General features: G+C 69.8%; 12 protein-coding genes. 3 read left to right on the forward strand and 9 right to left on the reverse strand.

Translation table 11 applies throughout. The features are described from left to right. Positions 1-8: 8 nt before the first annotated feature. Together AC5592_RS03430 and AC5592_RS03435 are read right to left on the reverse strand one after the other, a co-directional pair. Positions 9-662, reverse strand: coding sequence for an enoyl-CoA hydratase-related protein (locus AC5592_RS03430; RefSeq protein WP_063063345.1), 654 nt, complete (start codon positions 660-662; stop codon positions 9-11). Between the two features lie 42 nt (positions 663-704). Then, on the reverse strand, positions 705-1,325 hold the full coding sequence (locus AC5592_RS03435; RefSeq protein ID WP_063063346.1) for a TetR/AcrR family transcriptional regulator: 621 nt from the start codon (positions 1,323-1,325) through the stop codon (positions 705-707). Positions 1,326-1,458: 133 nt separating this feature from the next. Between AC5592_RS03435 and AC5592_RS03440 the strand changes: the two genes are divergently transcribed. Next, the gene (locus AC5592_RS03440) at positions 1,459-2,295 is read left to right on the forward strand and encodes a patatin-like phospholipase family protein (protein WP_063063347.1); all 837 of its coding nucleotides are present in this window, start codon (positions 1,459-1,461) and stop codon (positions 2,293-2,295) included. A 36-nt stretch (positions 2,296-2,331) separates the two neighbouring features. Here AC5592_RS03440 and AC5592_RS03445 read toward each other — a convergent pair whose 3' ends face one another. From AC5592_RS03445 to AC5592_RS03455, 3 genes are all read right to left on the reverse strand, one after another. Further along, complete coding sequence (locus tag AC5592_RS03445; RefSeq protein WP_036505617.1) at positions 2,332-3,690, reverse strand: M1 family metallopeptidase; 1,359 nt, start codon at positions 3,688-3,690, stop codon at positions 2,332-2,334. 13 nt (positions 3,691-3,703) lie between these two features. Continuing rightward, on the reverse strand, positions 3,704-7,708 hold the full coding sequence (locus tag AC5592_RS03450) for a Pls/PosA family non-ribosomal peptide synthetase (RefSeq protein ID WP_084506325.1): 4,005 nt from the start codon (positions 7,706-7,708) through the stop codon (positions 3,704-3,706). Positions 7,709-8,223: 515 nt separating this feature from the next. Then, on the reverse strand, positions 8,224-10,095 hold the full coding sequence (locus AC5592_RS03455; protein ID WP_232329193.1) for an APC family permease: 1,872 nt from the start codon (positions 10,093-10,095) through the stop codon (positions 8,224-8,226). Between the two features lie 520 nt (positions 10,096-10,615). On the opposite strand from AC5592_RS03455, the gene AC5592_RS03460 reads away from it, so the two are divergent. Together AC5592_RS03460 and AC5592_RS03465 are read left to right on the forward strand one after the other, a co-directional pair. Beyond that, a complete protein-coding gene (locus AC5592_RS03460; protein ID WP_036505642.1) occupies positions 10,616-11,878 on the forward strand; it encodes an MFS transporter in 1,263 nt (420 codons plus the stop codon). A gap of 97 nt (positions 11,879-11,975) precedes the next feature. Then, on the forward strand, positions 11,976-13,601 hold the full coding sequence (locus AC5592_RS03465; protein ID WP_063063348.1) for a serine/threonine-protein kinase: 1,626 nt from the start codon (positions 11,976-11,978) through the stop codon (positions 13,599-13,601). Between the two features lie 36 nt (positions 13,602-13,637). Here AC5592_RS03465 and AC5592_RS03470 read toward each other — a convergent pair whose 3' ends face one another. From AC5592_RS03470 to AC5592_RS03485, 4 genes are all read right to left on the reverse strand, one after another. Next, positions 13,638-14,633, reverse strand: coding sequence for an SMP-30/gluconolactonase/LRE family protein (locus AC5592_RS03470; RefSeq protein ID WP_232329174.1), 996 nt, complete (start codon positions 14,631-14,633; stop codon positions 13,638-13,640). A gap of 48 nt (positions 14,634-14,681) precedes the next feature. After that, positions 14,682-16,424, reverse strand: coding sequence for a DUF3556 domain-containing protein (locus tag AC5592_RS03475; protein ID WP_063063350.1), 1,743 nt, complete (start codon positions 16,422-16,424; stop codon positions 14,682-14,684). Between the two features lie 30 nt (positions 16,425-16,454). Continuing rightward, positions 16,455-17,978, reverse strand: a complete 1,524-nt coding sequence (locus tag AC5592_RS03480; protein ID WP_063063351.1) for an acetyl-CoA acetyltransferase — start codon at positions 17,976-17,978, stop codon at positions 16,455-16,457. Positions 17,979-18,069: 91 nt separating this feature from the next. Continuing rightward, positions 18,070-18,939, reverse strand: a complete 870-nt coding sequence (locus tag AC5592_RS03485; protein WP_063063352.1) for a class II glutamine amidotransferase — start codon at positions 18,937-18,939, stop codon at positions 18,070-18,072. Positions 18,940-19,107: the final 168 nt, after the last annotated feature.

Raw genomic sequence — 19,107 nt, forward strand, 5'->3', positions numbered from 1 at the left:
CGGGACCTTCACGCGGTCAGAGCGGTGTAGGCGTCCGCGTAGAACACCGACTTGATCGAGCCCAGGGTGCCCTGATCCTTGGCGCCCAGCGGGGCCAGCAGCGCGGCGGCGGTGTCGACCTCCGTGCCCGCGGCGGCGGTGGCGTCGACCAGGCCGTATTCGTGTGCCTCGACCCCGCCGAATCGGCGGCCGGTGAGTACGGCGGCGGTGACGGCTTCCGCCGACAGCTTCGCCCGAACGAGCGCGGCCAGCGCCGGGGTGAACGGGACATGGATGTCGACCTCGGGGAAGCAGAAGTAGCCGCGATCGGCGCGCATGACGCGTTGATCGTGCGCGAGGGCGAGCATGGCGCCGGCGCCGAAGGCGTGGCCGGGCAGTGCCGCCACACTCGGTACCGGCAGGGTCAGCACGCGCGCCAGCAGCCCCTGCACCTGTTCGACGTACCACGGTGTGCGGTCGCCGTTGGCGCTCAACCAGTCCAGGTCGAGTCCGTTGGAGTAGAACTTGCCGCCGGCGGTGGTGATCAATCCGGTGGCGCCGTCGGCGAGCACGGTGTCGAGGTGAGTATCCACGGCGGCGAGGAACTCGGGTGAGAAACGGTTCTCGTCCGTGCCGAGGTCGAGGACGGCGACGCTGTCACGGTAGGTGAGGGTGGGGGACATCGGGTCTCCTTCGGTTTTCGGTGATGGCGGTGTTTGTGCGGGTCAGCGTTTCGGTGGTGGCCCGGCGGTGACGGCGGCACGGACGGCCGCCCGCAACCGCATGCGGGTGTCGGGGTCGGCGAGGCGGTCGCGTGACAGCAGCAGCGCGGTGGGCAGATCGACGATGCAGGCGGTGATCACCTCGACCGCGCGCCGGTCCTCGCGGTGCCACAGGTGCGCCGACAGCCTCCGCATCACCGCGACGAGCCCGCGGTGTTGTGCGCGCACCTCGGCGGCCACACTATCGGGCAGCTCCGCGGCCAGGACCTCGTCGTGGCGCAGCACCGACACCAGGCGCGAGGAGGCCGGATACCGTTCGGCGAACTCCGCGGGCGCCTCGGCCGCGCGCACGACCGCCTCCACGGCGGCATCGCTGCCGGAACCGTCGGCCAGCGCCGTGTCGACGAGCTCGTTCTGCACGTCCAGGAACCGGCGCGCGGCGCGAATCCACATGCGCGCCACCAGTTCCGCGCGCGAGCCGAAGCTGTGGTAGATCGCCCCGTTCGACATCCCGCTGGCAGCCGCGACCGCACGGATGGTCACCGCCGGCACACCGGCGGCCACGGCGAGCGCTTCGGCATGGTCGAGAACGACATCGAGATCGTGAATGCGAGGGCGGGGCACACCCTCACCGTAACAGAGCGGCTGCTCTATTACTCGGTGGTGTGCGCCACTCCGGCGAGGCCGCCGCCGGCATCGCGGTCCGTGATGATCCGAGGCGCTGCGCGGCGGCGAGCGCGCCGGTAGTGTCGCGCTCATGTGTGCCGCACCTTCGCCCGACCGATTCCGCACCGCATTGGTACTGGGCGGTGGCGGCCCCGTCGGGATCGCGTGGATGGCGGGAGTAATGGTCGGATTGCGTGCCGCCGGGCTCGATCCCGCGCGCGCCGACCGGATCGTGGGCACGTCGGCGGGTTCGGTGGTCGGCGCGGTGCTCGCGGCCGGAGGAGATCTGGAACACCTGGGCGCCACCCGGGCGCCCGGCGGTGAATCGTTCGCGCCGGATCCGCGGCGGCTCGCCGAAATCTTCTCGCTGCGGACCTCGGGCGGCGACGCCCGCGAAATCCGCCGCCGCATGGGCGAATTGGCGCTGGCCGCCGATGCCGGAGATCCCGGCGACCACGTCGAGCGGATCGCCCGGCTGGCCGGTGTCACCGAGTGGCCGGATGCCGACCTGCGGGTCACCACCATCGATATCGGCACCGGTGAACTGCGGGTGTGGACCCGTGACACGGCGGCGACGTTGCCGCAGGCGCTGGCCGCGAGTACTTCGGTGCCGGGTGTCTTCCCGCCGATACCGATCGGCGAATCCCGCTATTTCGACGGCGGCGTGCGCTCGGCCCTCAATGCCGACCTGGCCGCCGGCGCGGAGATCGTGGTGATCATGGAACCGCTCGCGCACATGTTCCCCCGTACCCGCTCCGACAGCGCACACGGCGCGACCGAGATCTCGCTCGCCCCCGACGCCGACGCGGTGTCGGTGTTCGGCTTCGACGTGTTCAACCCGGCCGCGTTGTCTCCCGCCTATGAGGCCGGGCTGCGCCAATCAGCGGATGCGGCAAAACAATTGGCGAACGTCGGATTCGATGCCTGAGACCGGTGCCTCGCGCCGGGGCCTCGGCTATCGGGCTCAGCTGCCGACCGCCCCCAACCCATGCTGCGGCAGTTCGGGCAGCGCGGTGCGGTAGAGCCAGCTGTCCCACAGCTCACGCAGGGGTGCGGGACTGTAGTGGCCGGCGAGGTCGGTGAAGTCCTCGGCGGCGACGGTGCCGTAGCGATGCCGGGCGGTCCAGTCGCGCAGCAGGGTGAAGAAGGCGTCGTCGCCGAGGCGCAGGCGCAGCGCGTGCAGGGTGAGGGCGCCGCGTTTGTAGACCCGGTCGTCGAACATCGAGGCCGGTCCCGGGTCGCCGATCACGAGGTCTTGCGGGTCGCGGGAGAGGTTCTGGCGGGCGGCGCGGGCCAGCTGGTCGGCGCTGGGTCCGCCGCCGGCCTGGGACCAGATCCATTCGGCGTAGCAGGCGAATCCCTCGTGCAGCCAGATGTCGCGCCATTGCCGCACGGTGAGGCTGTTGCCGAACCACTGGTGGGCCAGTTCGTGCGCGATGAGCCGTTCCGCGCCGCGCTGCCCGTCGCAGTGGTTGGCGCCGAAGATCGACAATCCCTGTGCCTCGATGGGGATTTCGAGGTCGTCGTCGGTGACGACCACGGTGTAGCCGTGGAACGGGTAGGGCCCGAACCGGCGCTCGAATTCGGCCATCATCTGTGGTTGCCGGGCGAAGTCGTGGTCGAAGGCGGTGCGCAGCCGCGGCGGCAGCACCGCGGTCATCGGCACCTTCGTGGCGCGTCCGGGGTCGATGCGATGGGAGCGGTAGGGCCCGATCTGAATGGTGGCCAGGTAGGAGGCCATCGGCTCGGACTGCTCGTAGACCCAGGTGGTCTGGCTGGATTTGGTGGTGCGGGCGGTGAGCACGCCGTTGGCGAGTGCGTGGTACGGGGAGTCGGTGGTGATCGAAATCCGGTAGCTCGCCTTGGAACTGGGGTGATCGTCGCACGGGAACCACGACGCCGCGCCGTTGGGCTGGCTCGCCACGAGCACACCGTCGGTGAGCTCCTCCCAGCCGACCTCACCCCACGGTCCACGCACCGGTTTCGGAGTGCCGCCGTAGTGCACCACGATCGACAGTGCCGCTCCCGCGGGGACCTGCCGGGCGGGTGTGATCGTCAGCTTCCCGCGGGTGTGAGTGTATTTGGCGGGTTTGGCGCCGTCGACGAAAACCTTTGCCACACTGAGTGTCTGCGACAGATCCAGCGCGAAACGCGGCTGCACCGCGGTGGTCACCGCCGTGATGGTGGCCCGTCCGGTCAGCCGGTTGGCGGCGACCTTGTACCCCAGATCCAGTTCGTAGCGCGAGACCCGATAGCCGCGGTTGCCGTTCTGCGGCAGATAGTCGTCGATCGGCGCCTCGGCGCCACCTCTACCCAGCTTCATCGACGACCTGCCTTCACTTGCCGCGCCGGGTATCCGGCCACGGCGCAATCGGATTGCCCTGCCACCGGGTCGACGGCGGGACGGTGTCCCCGCGCATCACCAGCGACGCCGGGCCCACCGTCGCACCGGCGCCGATGCGCGCCGCGGGCAGTGCCACACAGTGCGGGCCGAGGGTGGCACCGGCGTCGAGGGTCACGCTGTCCATGGACATGATCCGATCATGGAACAGATGTGTTTGCACGACACAACCGCGTTCCACGGTCGCCCCGTCGCCGAGGCTGACCAGATCGGCCTCGGGCAGCCAGTACGATTCGCACCACACTCCACGTCCGATGCGCGCGCCGAGCCCGCGCAGCCAGATGTTCATCACCGCGGTGCCGGTGGCCGCGCGCGCGAACCACGGCGCGGCAACGGTTTCCACGAACGCGTCGCACACCTCGTTGCGCCACACGAACGAACTCCACAGCGGATGTTCCACCCGCTGGATACGGCCGACGATCAGCCATTTCGCCGCCACCGCGCACGCGCCGGCGACCGCACCGGCGATCAGCAGCACCACACCGGAACACAGCGCGGCCAGCCAGTATCCGGGCCCGGATGCGAGCCAGGCCAGTGTGAACAGCACACCCAGGCCGATGCCGAAACTGAGGATCACGGGAACGAGCCGGCAGGTCTCCACCAGCGCGCGGGCCAGTTTGAGTTTCAGCGGCGGGTCGAAGGTGCGGGCGGTGTCGGAATCGCCGGCGGTGCGGCGCAACCGCACCGGCGGGCTGCCCAGCCACGACGAACCCGCTTTCGCCTTCTCCGGAGCCGCCGACAACACCGCCACCAAACCGTTCTTGGGCACCCGCCGTCCGGGCGCGGTCATCCCGGAGTTACCCAGAAAGGCCCGCTTTCCCACCTTCGCGCCGCCGATGCGCATCCAGCCGCCGCCGAGTTCGTAGCCGGCGATCATGGTGTCGTCGGCGAGGAACGCCCCGTCGGCGACCTTGGTGAATTTCGGCAGCAGCAGCACCGTCGACGCCTCGACGCCCTTGCCGACGTCGGCGCCGAGCAGCCGCAGCCACAGCGGGGTGAGCAGACTGGCATACAGCGGGAACAGGAAGGTGCGCGCGGAGTCGGTGAGCCGTTCGGTGGCCCAGGCCTGCCAGCCGACGCGGCTGCGCACCGGGTGGTAGCCCTCGGTCAATCCGATCGACAGCACCCGGATGGAGACGACGGTCACGGCGGCGAAGACGGCGAGCACGATCAGCGCGGCCACGGGCAGCATCAGCATCGCGTGCGCCAGTGCCCCGGTCAGGGTGGTTTCGTCGCGGATCCACCAGGCCAGCAGCAGTCCGCCCGCGGCGAGGGCGATCACCGGCAGCGCCGACAGCAGCATCGAGGTCACCCCGAAGGCGAGCACCCAGTGCAGCGCCCGCGGCGGTGTGGTGGCGGGCCAGCGGTGTTCGGCGGGGCCGACTTTCACCGCGGGCGATCCGGCCCAGCTCTGTCCGGCCTTCACCTTCCCGAACACGGCCGAGCCGGGTTCGATGACGGCGTTCTTGCCGATCACCGCGCCGGGCATCACCGTGGAGCGGGACCCGACCACCGCACCGGGGCCGATGCGTATCTCACCGATGTGCACGAGGTCGCCGTCGATCCAGTATCCGGCCAGATCCACTTCCGGTTCGACACTGCACCCGTCGCCGAGTTCGAGCATCCCGGTGACCGGCGGCAGCGTATGCAGATCGACACCGCGCCCGATGCGTGCCCCGAGCGCACGGGCGAACGGCACCATCCACGGTGCGCCGGACAGATTTTCCGCGCCCGCCGCCTCGGCCATCCGCACCGCCGTCCACAGGCGCAGATGGACCGAGCCGCCGCGCGGATAGCTGCCGGGGCGCACGCCGCGCAACAGCAGCCGAGCGCCGGCCACACAGATCGCCATCCGGCCGGGCGGTGAGATGAACAGGACGAATCCGGCCAGCGCCCACCACCACGACAGTCCCGGCATCCACGGCAGCGCACCGAAGCGGGAGGCGATGTTGGTGACCACGCCGAGCCAGGTCAGCCATTGCAGGCCGGTGAGGGTGGTCAGCGGCACCGACGCCAGCACCTGGATCCATTGCGCGCGTCTCGGCGTCGGGGTGACGTGGCGGGTGGGTGCCTGTTCGGACGGTGCGGCGGCGTCGATGAATTCGGCCAGCGCGCCCAGGCGCGGATGGTCGTAGAGGTCGGCGACGGTGATCTGCGGCAGCCGTTCGCGCAGCGCGGTGACCAGTTGCGCCGCCGACAGCGAACCGCCACCGAGGTCGAAGAAGTCCGAATCCAGGCCGTCGATGTCGGCGCCGAGCACCGAATGCCACAGTCCCGCAAGCCAATACGCGGTGCCGTCCAATCCCGCGCCGGGTTCGCCGTCGGCGCCGGGCAGCGGCCACGGCAGCGCGTCACGGTCGACCTTTCCCGATGTGCGCGTGGGCAATTCGTCGAGGACGGCCAGGCGGGGCACGAGGGCGGCGGGCAGTCGTTCGGCGAGCAGTTCCCGCGCGCGCGGCAGGTCGATGTCGTCGTCGCCGGTGGACAGGTAGCCGACGAGGATGGGGGTGCCGGTGGCGGTGGTGCGCACGGCGGCCGCGGCGGCGGTGACGCCGGGCAGATGTTGCAGCGCGGCGTCGAGTTCACCGAGTTCGATCCGCCGTCCGCCGACTTTGACCTGGTCGTCGGCGCGGCCGAGGAAGATCAGTCCGGCGGGGTCGTTGCGCACCATATCGCCGGAGCGGTAGGCGCGCTGCCATCCGAGGGTCGGCATCGGCGCGTATTTCTCGGCGTCCTTGGCCGGGTCGAGGTAGCGGGCCAGTCCCACGCCGCCGATGACCAGTTCACCGGATTCCCCTTCGGGGACAGGCCTGCCGTCGGTGTCGACGACGGCCAGGTCCCAGCCGTCCAACGGTAATCCGATGCGCACCGGCGGGGTGCCGGTGAGCTGCGCCGCGCACGCCACCACGGTGGCCTCGGTGGGCCCGTAGGTGTTCCACACCTCGCGGTCGTCGGTGCCGGCGAGCCGTTCGGCCAGTTCCGGGGGGACCGCTTCGCCGCCGAAGATCAGCAGCCGCACCGCGTCGAGCGCCTCGGCCGGCCACATGGCGGCCAGCGTGGGCACCGTCGACACGATGCTGATCTCGCGGCGCACCAGCCACGGCCCCAGATCCATCCCGCTGCGCACCAGTGCGCGCGGCGCCGGGACCAGGCATGCGCCGTGCCGCCACGCCAGCCACATCTCCTCGCAGGAGGCGTCGAAGGCCACCGACAGTCCGGCCAGCACCCGGTCACCGGGCCCGATCGGCTCCTGCTGCAAGAACATTCGCGCTTCGGCGTCGACGAAGGCCGCGGCGTTGCGGTGGGTGACCGCCACACCTTTGGGGGTTCCGGTGGAGCCGGAGGTGAAGATGATCCACGCGTCGTCGTCGACGGTGGGCCCGGTCGCGTCGGGATCGGCTGCCACCCGGTCGTCGTCGCGGCGCGTGGCGGTGCCTTCCGGCCCGGCGGCAGTGTCGTCTCGCCGGGTCGCGGGGATGTCGTCTCGCTGTACGGCGGTGATGCCCTCGGCGGTGACGACCGCGGCGACCGCGGCCTCGCCGAAGACCAGCTCGGCGCGTTCCTCCGGATCGTCGGCGTCGACGGGCACGTAGGCGGCCCCGGCGTGCAGGACGGCGAGGATGGTCACGTACAGCCGCGCGGTTCCCGACGGGATCCGCACGCCGACCCGGTCGCCGCGACGGATACCCGCCGCCCGCAACTCGGCCACCGACGCGTCGATCGCCGCGAGCAACTCCTGGTACGTCAGCACCTCGGTGCCGTCGTCGACGGCATCGGCGTCGGGGTATGCGTGTGCTGTTTCGGCGAGGATGTCGACCAGTGTCCGGGGCTGCGCCGCCGAAGCCCCGCGCAGCAGCGGCGAGACCGGAGCGTGTGCCGTGCGCTGCGCGGAGTCCGGGTCGCCGGCCTCGGGTGCCGATTGCCCGTCGGTGCCGGTCACCGTCCGGCTGGAGGTGCTGATATCTGCGCCGGTTCGGGATTCGGAGGCGGTCCCGGAGTGGGTCGCGGTCTCGGAATCCGTGCGGGCTTCTGCGTCCGTCGAAGCTTCGAAGTCTGTCGCGGCTTCTGCGTCCGTCACGGCCTCGGAGTCTGTGAGTGCTTCGGAGTCCGCCAGGGCTTCGGGGGGCTCACCATTCGTGTCGCTGCCCGAGGGCGCGGTGGGCGGCGCATCGGTAGCGCCCGCGCCCGACTGCGAACCGACGATCACGTTTCTGCCTGCCTCTCCCGTTCCGGCTATCGGACGTCCGGTTGTCTCACATTGGGGTTACCGTTGCGCAAACACCAGCTGTCCGGTTCACGCGCGTCCGGGCCGCCGCAGCCCCCGACAGTCGCACCGTCGGCCCGCCCTATTGTCCCAACACAACCGCGCATACGGTCTCGCGGGGGCGACGGGCGTGTTCGCTCGCGATATGCCGGGGCACCGCCGGCCGTGAACTACCCCGTGTGGCCGGGCGGTCAGCTGTCGACGTGCACGTGCGGGCGCTGATTCGGATCGGCGACGGCGCGCCGCAGGATCTCCCGGGTCACCGGCGCCACCTCGCCCTCACCGACGAACAGGAATTTCAGCAGGTTGAGCAGCGGATTGCCTTCGGTCCATTCGAAATACACGTGCGGGTTCATGCCGGTGCGGTCGCGTATCGCGAGCAGGATCGCGGCGATCGAGTTGGGCACCGCGGCGGCTTCGACGGAAAGGATCTTGTAGCAGTCGATTTCGACCGCGCCGACGTGCAGGTCGGTGGAGAATTCCGAGGCGTCCTTGACGATCACCTCGAGGAACAGGATCGGCGCCTTGGCCGGGATGTGGCTCTCGATTCGCTGTTCGGCTTCCTTCTGCCGGTAGTCGTCGGGCCGGCGGGCGTCGACGTCGTCGAGGTCGTGGGTGACGATGCGGATGGTGCCCGAGGCGGCGATCTTGTCGATCAGCCAGGCGGCCTTGTCGTCGAAGTCGACCTCGATGGCCCGGAGTTCGAAGGCGCGCCGCGCCCGTGAGACGAACGACACCACGATGATGGCGATGATGAACAGCGAGGCCAGCTGCACGCCCTCGGGGCGTTCCACGATATTGGCGATGGTGGTGTAGACGAACACGGCCGCCACGGCGCCGAATCCGAAAGCCTTGCCGCGCTGATGTTTTCGCGCCGCTGACAGGGTGACGGCGACGGCGGCGGAGGTGATCAGCACCAGCACGCCGGTGGCATAGGCGCCGCCCTGGGCATCGACGTCGGCGTCGAAGTACCAAGTGATGCCGAAGGCGATCACCGCGAACACCAGCACCAGCGGCCGGGTGGCGCGCGCCCATTCCGGCGCCATGCCGTAGCGGGGCAGATAGCGCGGCACGAGGTTCAGCAGTCCGGCCATGGCCGAGGCGCCGGCGAACCACAGGATGGCGATGGTGGAGATGTCGTAGACGGTGCCGAAGCCGTTGCCCAGGTACTGGTGGGCCAGGTAGGCGAGTGCGCGGCCGTTGGCGGATCCACCGGATTCGAATTCGCGCTCCGGGATCAGCACCACGGTGATGAAGCTGGTGACGATGAGGAACGCGCTCATGATCAGCGCGGCGGTGGTCAGCAGTTTGCGCGCGCCGACGATGCGGCGTTCCGGGTGCTCCTCGGTGTCGTCGGGGCCGCCCTTGATCTGCGGCATCACCGCCACTCCGGTTTCGAAACCCGACAGTCCGAGCGCGAGTTTGGGGAACACCAGCAACGAGATGCCCACCATCGCGAAGACGCTGCCGTGCTGGGCGGTCATGGCGTGGCCCCAGTCCACGATCAGGTGCGAGGCGGTGGCGACCTTCCACACGCCCACGACCGCGACGACCAGGTTCAAGGCCAGATAGACCCCGACCAGCCCGATCGCGATCCGGATCGCCTCGGCGAATCCCTTGAGGAAGATCGCCGCCAACAGAGCGAGGAGGGTGAGGGTGATCGCGAGGCCGTGCCCGCGCAGCGCGTGCGGCACGAACGGGTTCTCGACGATGTGGGCGGCGCCGTCGGCCGCCGACAGCGTCATCGTGATCACGAAGTCGGTGGCGGCGAATCCGAGCAGGACGAGGATGAACAGTTTGCCGGTCCAGCGGGGCAGGATGTCGGCGAACATGGCCAGCGACCCGCCGCCGTGCGGGGATTCGCGGGCCACCCGCCGATACACCGGCAGCGCGCCCAGCAATGTCAGCGCGACCAGGACCAGCGTCGCCAGCGGGGACAGCACACCGGCGGCCAGGGCGGCGATACCGGGCTGATAGCCGAGGGTGGAGAAGTAGTCGACGCCGGTCAGGCACATCACCTGCCACCACGACCGTTGGTGCTGTTCTTCGGCCTGCTTCACCATCGGGCCGGGATGGTGGGAGTAGCGGTCCTCGTCGGCGCCCTGCAGCAACCATTCCGTCAAAGCCGAACGCGGTCGTCCGGTGGCGGTGGCGGTCACGTGGTCCCCCTCGGGAGCATCTGTCCGGGCATCCCGGAGTCCAGCGATATCCGGGTCAATGTACGTGGGCCGCCACCGGAGTCGCGCGGACCGGATGCGCCGCCCCGCAGCACAAAACGGCAAATCAGACACCATATCCGGCAAATCCGGCGCTGCACCGGCCGGTGACTCCTGTTCACCGGCCGCGTGGCGCTGTGAGCGGAGTCACCCACCCCGATATCATCGCAGGTGGATCCCACCGCTCGAGCCGGCCGCGCCGCCGGCGCCCGGTTTGCCGGACAGCCCACCGGGTACCCGTGTGTTTCGTGTCCCCCGTCGCAGTTTCACGGCCGGGCGCGCAGCAACCGAAAACAGGTGAGGAGGAGCGCGCGTGAGCACCAGCCTGCCGCACGCCCAGCAACGACGTTCGGTGGCCGCCGCGGCCATGGGTAACGCCACCGAGTGGTACGACTACGGCGTCTACGCGGCCACGGCCTCCTATCTGACCGACGCGTTCTTCCCCGGCTCGCTGGGCACCCTGGGCACACTGCTCGGTTTCGCCATCTCCTTCGTGCTGCGCCCGATCGGCGGCATGGTGTGGGGTCCGCTCGGCGACCGGGTGGGCCGCAAAGTCGTGCTGGCCACCACGATCCTGTTGATGGCCGCGGCCACGGGCTGCATCGGCATCCTGCCCACCCATTCGGCGGTGGGGATCGCCGCGCCGATCCTGCTGATCCTGTTGCGCGTGGTGCAGGGTTTCTCGACCGGCGGTGAATACGGTGGCGCGGCCACCTATATCGCGGAATCGACCGATGAGCGCCGCCGTGGATTCCTCGGCAGCTTCCTCGAATTCGGCACCCTGTGCGGATTCGTCGGTGGCTCCACGGTGGTACTGATCCTGCAGGTTCTGCTCTCCGACGACGCGATGGAATCGTGGGGCTGGCGGATCCCGTTCCTGCTGGCGGTGCCGCTGGGTCTGATCGGCTGGTATCTGCGCAGCAAGCTCGACGAATCGCCGGTGTTCACCGAGGTCGCCGAGCATCAGAAGGCCCAGGGCGGGTTGCGGATTCTGTTGCGCGACTACCGCCGCGAACTGCTGACCATCGCCGGGCTGGTGGTCGCGCTCAACGTCGTCAACTACACGCTGCTGGCATATCAGCCGACCTATCTGCACAACACGTTGGGCATGGGCGATTCCGAGACCACGGCGATGGTGCTGATCGGTCAGATCGTGATGGCGCTGGTGCTGCCGCTCTCGGGTGCGGTCTCCGACCGGGTGGGGCGGCGGCCGATGTGGCTGGTGTCGCTGGTGGGGCTGGCGGTGCTGGCGATCCCCATGTACTGGCTGATGGGTCAGGGTGCGGCGTGGGCGATCGTCGGCTTCGTGGTGCTCGGCCTGCTCTATGTTCCGCAGCTGTCGACGATTTCGGCGACGTTCCCGGCGATCTTCCCGACGCAGGTGCGCTACGCGGGATTCGCGTTGGGCTACAACATCTCCACCGCCGCGTTCGGTGGTACCGCGCCGCTGATCAACGAGTCGGTCATCGATGCCACCGGCTGGCATCTGTTCCCCGCCTATTACATGGTCGGGGCGTGCCTGGTGGGTTTGGTGGCGTGGTTCTTCCTGCGGGAGACCGCGGGCGTTTCGCTGGCCGGTACCGAGGTTCCCGACGCGGCCGACGAGGAACCGGTTCCGCAGCCGACCTGAGCCACCCGGGCTCCGGCTTGCGGCGGATGCCGCGCTCGTGTGTGATCGAGCGAGCCCGCATGCGGCAGGCACGGCCGGGAAGGAACGACGAGCCCAGATGCTCCCATTGGAGTCCGGTGATCCGGCGACCATCGGCCCGTATCGTCTGCTCGGGGTGCTCGGCGCCGGTGGGATGGGCCGGGTCTATCTGGGCCGCAACGCCGGTGGCCGCACCGTCGCGGTGAAGGTGGTACGCCCGGATCTGTCCGATGATCCCGAGTTCCGCACCCGATTCCGGCGGGAAGTGGCCGCCGCGCGACGGGTGACGGGTGCACACGCGGTTCCGGTTCTGGATGCCGATGTGGAGGCGCAGCGGCCGTGGCTGGCGACCGGGTACGTGGCGGGGTTGTCGTTGCGTGAGGCGGTGGACTCGTTCGGGCCGCTGCCGGAATCGGCGCTGGTGCCGCTGGCGGCGGGTTTGGCGCGGGCGCTGGCCGATGTGCACGCGGCCGGGGTGGTGCACCGCGACCTGAAACCGTCCAACGTGCTGTTGACCCTCGACGGGCCGCGGCTGATCGATTTCGGCATCGCCCGCGCCGTCGACGACGACTCGCTCACCACGACCGGCAAGGTGATCGGTTCGCCGGGATATATGGCGCCGGAACATATTTGGGGCGATGCGCCGGTGGGGCCGGCGGTCGATGTGTTCGCGCTCGGCGGGGTGCTGGTGTATGCCGCCAGCGGCAGCGGGCCGTTCGGTTCGGGTGATTCGATTCCGATGCTGTGGCGGGTGATGCAGGAACCGGCTCGGCTCGACGGCCTGCCGGCGGCGTTGCGTCCGATCGCGGGGGCGTGTCTGGACAAACAGCCCGGCAATCGCCCGACGCCCGCCGATATCGAAAGACAGTGTGCGGCTTTGGGTGAGGCCAGGTCGGGGTGGTTGCCGGGACCGATCCTGGAGGCGATCAGCCGGCAGGCGGTGATGCTGCTGGATCTGGATTCCGATCCGGCGCCGCACATTCCGTCACCGCGGCCCGGAACGCCCGAACTTCCCTCGACGCTGATCGGGCCGGCGGGCCGGACCGGCGCCGCTGGGCATGCGAACACACCCGGTGCGCCGTCGCCCTCGCCCTGGGCTCCGCCCGGCGTCCCCCCGGGCGCCGGGCACAGCGAAAGCCCTCTCGCACAGCGGGATTCGTCGCGGCGCCGGGTGGTCGTGATCGGATGCGTGGTGGTGCTGTTGGTGGCCGCGGCGGTGATCAGTGCCACGCTCGCCTTCCGCAGTGCGTCCTCGGACGGTCCGGGATCGGCAGCCGGTACCGACACCGCGGTGGAGACCGGCGCTTTCGAGGAGACGTCGACGCCGGAGGCGACGGCCGAGACGACGGCCGCGGCGAGTGAGTTGTCGGCGCTGCCCGCCGATTACGCGGGCACGTGGAAGGGCACCGCGACCGACGGGCTGGCCACCTACGACATCATCGTCACCCTGCGCGCGGGCGCGGTAGGGACGGAGTTGAGTAGTGCGAGCAATACCGGCCGGACCAGTGGTGTCACCTGCCGGCGCGCCGAAACCCTCACCTCGGCGAGCGAGTCCGTGATCACGCTGCGCGCCCGCTTGGTGTCGGGGCCGACCTGTATGGACGACGGCCAGTCCTCCACCCTCACGCTGAACCCGGATCGCACGCTCGCCTATTCGATGACCGGTCCGATCGGCGCTATCACCGGAACACTGCGACGCCAGTGAAACGTGTTGCAGCACAATGATTCGACTCAGGCCGTCTCAGGAGGGCAGGCGCACGACCGCGATGGCCGGTTCGCTGAGGCTGCCCAGGTACAGGGTGCCGCCGGATTCGGCGACGCCGGTGACCATCGCGTACCGGTCTGCGTCGCGTTGCAGGTCGTGGACGAGGTCGCCGTCGAAGTCGTAGGCCTGTACCCAGACGGTGCGGGCGGGTTTCGGCTGCAGCGTGGGTGGAATGGCGCGCACGAGGCGGCGCAGCACGCCGGGTAGCGGAAGCAGCCTGTCCAGGATGGGGTTTCGCGGTGTGACGAGCGCGGCCCAGATGTGGCCGTCGCTGCCGAGCCCGAGGTTGTCGGGGCAGCCGGGCAGGTTCTCCACGAGGTAGTCGGTGTCACCGGCGCGGGGTCCGGTGAGGTGGTGGCGGGCGATGCGGTAGCCGCCCGTTTCGGCGACCAGCACGCAGGAGCGGTCGGGGGCCAGGACGATGCCGTTGGCGAATTGCAGCCCGTCGACGAGGGTGTCGACGCCGCCGTCGGGGGTGCGGCGCAACAGCCGGCCGGTGCCGGAGTGTTCGAGGATGTCGCCCATATAGTCGTCGAGCGGGTAGCGGCGGGTGGATTCGGAGAAGTACACGGTGCCGTCGGTGTCGGCGACGACGTTGCTGGCGAAATTCAGCGGCACGCCGTCGACCCGGTCGCAGAGAGTTTCCAGAGTGCCGTGCGGGCGGTCCAGGCGCAGCAGTCCGCGGTCGGCGTCGCAGATCAGCAGCGATCCGTCGGCCTCGGCGTGCAGGCCCAGGGGGCGGCCGCCGGTATGGGCGATCTGCTCGACCGCGCTGGTGGCCGGGTCGACGGCGAGAACGGCGCCGTCGGCGATGCCGGTGAGGATCCGCCCGTCGGGTGCGAGTACCACGTCCTCGGGGCCGGCGCCGGGGAGTTCGAGCAGCCGCAGCTCGGGCATGGGCGGTTCGCTGTGCGGGGCGCGGGCCCGGGCGGGTGCGGGCGGGGGAGTCCAACGGGTCGGCTGGAAAGACATGACTCACCATACCCACGCCCGGTGACCGCGCCCGCGGTCGCGCCGATGTCAGGCGGGCACGGTCGGGCCGGCGGTGCTGGTGACGTGGACGGGCAGGTTGTCGGCCCACGGCTGGCTTTCGACCATGTCGGCGACTCGCACTGTGCCCCTTTCGAATTCGCCGGTGGCGGCGTCGACGAGGCGGTAGGCCTGCACCTGGGTGTGGATGGGCTGGGCGTCGAGCAGGACGATCCGGACTTCGCCGGGTTCGAAGCGGCAGCGCTGTTGCAGGGCGGCGATGAGTTGTTCGTTGTGCATATGCCCGTCGCCGAAGTTCCAGCCGATGGCGGTGCTGCAGATGCGTTCGCCGTCGGTGATGGTGTATTCGTCTTCGCGACCGGCGGGCATGGCGCGGTGCACGAGGGTGAACAGGGCGCGGCCGTGGGTGTTCATGGCGCGGAAGGCGTAGCCGAGATACAGCGGGATCTGGGCTCGGTCCTTGCCGTAGTAGCGCTCCATCTGCGCCTGCGGCATGCTCGCGATCGCGACGATGTTGTGGTCGATCTTCTGTGCCGCCGAGGGTTTGAGGCACCACACCGTGGTGTCCCAGTTGCCGGCGTAGTAGCGCATACCGGGCAGGAACGAGATCCGCGAGGGCAGCAGGTTGCCGGTGATCACGACCGCGACGAGCACCGCGAACAGCAGCACCGGCAGCCAGGGGTGCGCCGCGTCGGCGAAGCCGATGTCGGCGTGCGCGACGAACAGCACCCCGAGCCCGAAGATCATGAACACATTCCACTCGAGCGGCACACCCATCGGGATGGCGGTGAGGATCGCCAGGTGGAAGCACAGCAGGATCACCGCGGCGATCGTGGTGGGCCAGCCGCCGTGGGAGAAGAACAGCACGATCGGCGCGCACATCTCCACCGCGGTGCCGCTGTGGGCGACCCACCGCGACAACCGTCCCGGGCGCAGGTCGTCGGGGAAGTCGGCGAAGAAGCGGCGCTTCAGCCATCGCGGGCGCACGATCGGACTGTTGGACATCATGGTCGAGACCACGAACGGGAAGTGCCGGTTCAGTTTCGAGGTCGCCGCACCCATCCAGATGACGACGAAGACGAGTTTGGCGGCGAGGATCGCGTCGGCGCCGCCGAACAGGAACGCCACCGCCAGCGAGCCGTACACCTCGCCGCGCGCGGCCAGGAAGATCACCTTGTCGCGCAGTCCCAGCACCGCCAGCACGGCCACGACGAGGCCGACGTGCCAGGCCGGCAGGAGTCCGACATTCGTGTCGAGTGCGGGGATCGGGCCGGTGCCGTCGGACAGCAGCGCCCACAGCAGCACCGCCAGCAGCAGCGCGTAGAGCGCGGCGTCGACCGGGGTGCGCGCGGTGCCGCGGGTGAGCGGGACGACGCGCGGCCACGGTGGGAGCCGGATCGTGCCGGGCCGCAGCCAGTACAGGATCGATCCCATCGGCGGGAAGTAGCGGTTGTTGAGCGGGCCGAATCCGCAGCCGAGCCCGATCACTTCGAACAGCATCGTGTAGAGTACGACCTTTTCGAACACGATCGGTTCCGACCACCAGCTGCCGACGTCGGTGAATCCGTCGATGCCGCTGGTGCTCAGCGCGAACAGCCAGCCGCCGAGGATGTAGAGGCAGATCTTGACCACATAGAACAGGTGCAGCACCACCGGTGTGCCGAAGCCGACCTCGGCCCAGTGCCGCGCCATGAGCCGGATGCGCTCACTGCGGTCGCTGCTCTGCCACTGCTGTTGATCGACGACCGGTAGTTCCGGCTGAACGAACCCCATCAATCTCTCCGTTCCCGCGTCCGCGGCCGGTCACGGCACCATGACCGCGGTGTTGCCCTTCTCGCTCGACGTGACGAGGATGTCGCGGCCGATCGGATCGTCCACCGCGCCAAGGCTTTCCGGCGCCATCAACGCCAGGAACCGGCTGTCGTCGGCGTGCAGGCGCCCGACGACCAGTCCGGTGCGCGGCTCGAATGCGTGGCGCACGGTGTAGGTTTCGATGCGCGCCGGCCTGTCGGCGCGCGCCCGGCTGGGCACCCGCGGGGCCGCCGCCACAGCGCGCTGCAACTGTGCGCTGCGGTCGGGCGCCCAGGGCGCCGGCGTGGTCGAGTACACCCCGACCGAATATTTGCTCATGATGCCGCCGTTGGCGCCCACCAGGCCGAAAGCGCCGGGCTGCTCGCGCATCCGGGCCACCGTTTCGGCGATGGCGTGCATGGAGTAGTTGTTGCCGGGGCCGCCGAAGAACGGCAACCCGCCGGTCACGGTGAGCCCGCGCGGGTCGTCGGTGGCCAGTCCGGTGCCGTCGCAGAAGTTGAACACCGCGACGGGGAAGCAGCTGTAGAGATCGATGGTGGTGAGGTCGTCGAGGCCGATTCCGGCTACCCGCAACGCTTCTCGCGCCGCCGTCCACGCGGTGGGTGCGGCGCCGAGGTCGGGGCGCGCGAGCAGGGTCTGTTCCTCGAGGTCGGCGTGGCCGCGCAGATACACCAGTTTGTCGTCAGGGATGCCGAGCTCGCGGGCTTTGCCCAGCGACATCACCACGGCCGCGGCGCCGAGGTTGACCAGATCGCGGGCCACCATGAGGCGCGGATACGGGTCGCAGATCATCCGGTTCGCATCGGTGACGGCCGCCAGTTCCTCGGCGCTGCGCTCGACCGGCGCGGCGGCGAGCGGGTTCTTCGCGGCCACGGAGGTGAACGGGGCCAGCAGTTTTCCCATCTGCAGGCGATACTGCTGCGGTGTCGCGCCCACGCGCGCGCGGCGGGCGTTCTCGAGCAGGCCGTATTGGGTGGGTGCGCCCATGACGGCGTGGGCGATGAGGTTGTCGTCGACGAACGATTCGTATCCGAAGCCGCGGTCCTCGAGCTGTCCGGGGGCGGTTTCGGTGAAGTCGGGTTTGTCGTCTCGGCCGGCGTAGTAGCGCTCGGTCGAGATCGCGTCCGACCCGGTGATCAGCACCGATTCCAGTCGCCCGGCGGCGATGTCGGCGGCGAACTCGGTGAGCAGATGTTGCGGGCCCTGCCCGCCGACCACCTCGAGCACGGCGCGGGCCGGATCGATGCCCAGTCGTCGCGCCACCGAGCGCGGGTAGTTGTCGGAGCGTCCCAGCGGGGCGCGCACCGGTGCCGAGATCTCGAATTGGCGTACCCCGGCGATGAGTTGGACGCTCGCGGCGGCCTCGGCGTAGCGGATGCCGGTGTCCTCGAGGGCGGCGCGGGCGGCCGCGGCGGCGAGCTCGACCGACGACATCTGCCGGTACTCGGGCGTGTCGATGCGGTCGATCGACTGGCCGACGCCCACGACGACCGGTGTGCGCGCATCCACCATCAGCGGACCCCACCACTGCGTGCGGCCGCGTCGGCTCCCCGTCTCATGGAAGTGACAGTAACACGGGAAATAGAACCTGTTACAGACGTTTGTCTCAGGTGGTGGCTCGCTGCGAGGCCGCGGCGTGCTCGCCGAGATCGGCGAGGGTGAGCCGGTGCCGGGGCGCGTGGTCGACGACGGTGTGGCGGGTGGTCACCAGATCGGGCCCGACGTGCAGCAACCGGCCCACCGGCAGATCACGCCAGCCGGGGTCGGCGTCCATGCGTTCGGTGGCGATCACCACGGCCGGATGGTCGGCGAGCGCGGAGGAATGGGCGCGGAGGGGCCCGGTGCCGGCGTGGTCGAGATGTTTGCCGCCGCCGGGTCCGCCCGCGGCGCGTTCGAGAACGAACAGGTCGTGGGTGTCGGGGTAGCGCAGCGCCCACAGATCCTGCGCGGTGGTGAGCACGAAGTTCAGCGCGAACACCGGCAGGTTGTCCGCGATCCACCCGACCGCGGCGCCGATCCCGGCGACGACATCGCCGTCGTGTTCGTCGATGCATCGGGTGACGAGGGCGAAGACCCGCTCGGAATCGGTTTGCCCGGCGACCAGATCGCGGTAGTCACCCAGGGCGCGTTCCAGTTCCGGCAGGCCGCCGACGACGCCGTTGTGGGCGAACAGCCGCCCGTGTTGTTCGAACGGGTGGGTGTTGGCCGCGACCGTCGCCCCGGTGGAGGCGTAGCGCACGTGGGCGAGAAAGGTCGCCGACTCGCATTCCATGGCCTCGCGCACGAACTGCTGGTCCTCGTAGGCGGCGATGGGCTGTTTGCGCACCAGCGGTTCGCCGTCGGCTTCGAAGGTGCCCAGCCCGGTGCCGTCGGGTTCGCGGCGACTCTGGCGGGCCAGGCTGTCGGGGGCCTCCAGCAACCAGAACGTGGCGTGCACCCGCTGGGGTGCCGCGCTGAGCCCGAACAATCGGCACATCGATTCACCTTTCGCCGCACCGCCGCTGACCTGATGATCCGTGTCGGACGAAACCGCTTGTCGCGGTTCGTTATTCAGTGAACGAGCTACGGGGAGCCGAACCGGTGACGCGGCCCGGGCCGCCGAACCGACCCTACCCGGCCCCCGCGAAACGCGGGGCCCTTCGAC

This window comes from Nocardia violaceofusca NBRC 14427 (assembly GCF_963869435.1).
Classification (GTDB): domain Bacteria; phylum Actinomycetota; class Actinomycetes; order Mycobacteriales; family Mycobacteriaceae; genus Nocardia; species Nocardia aobensis.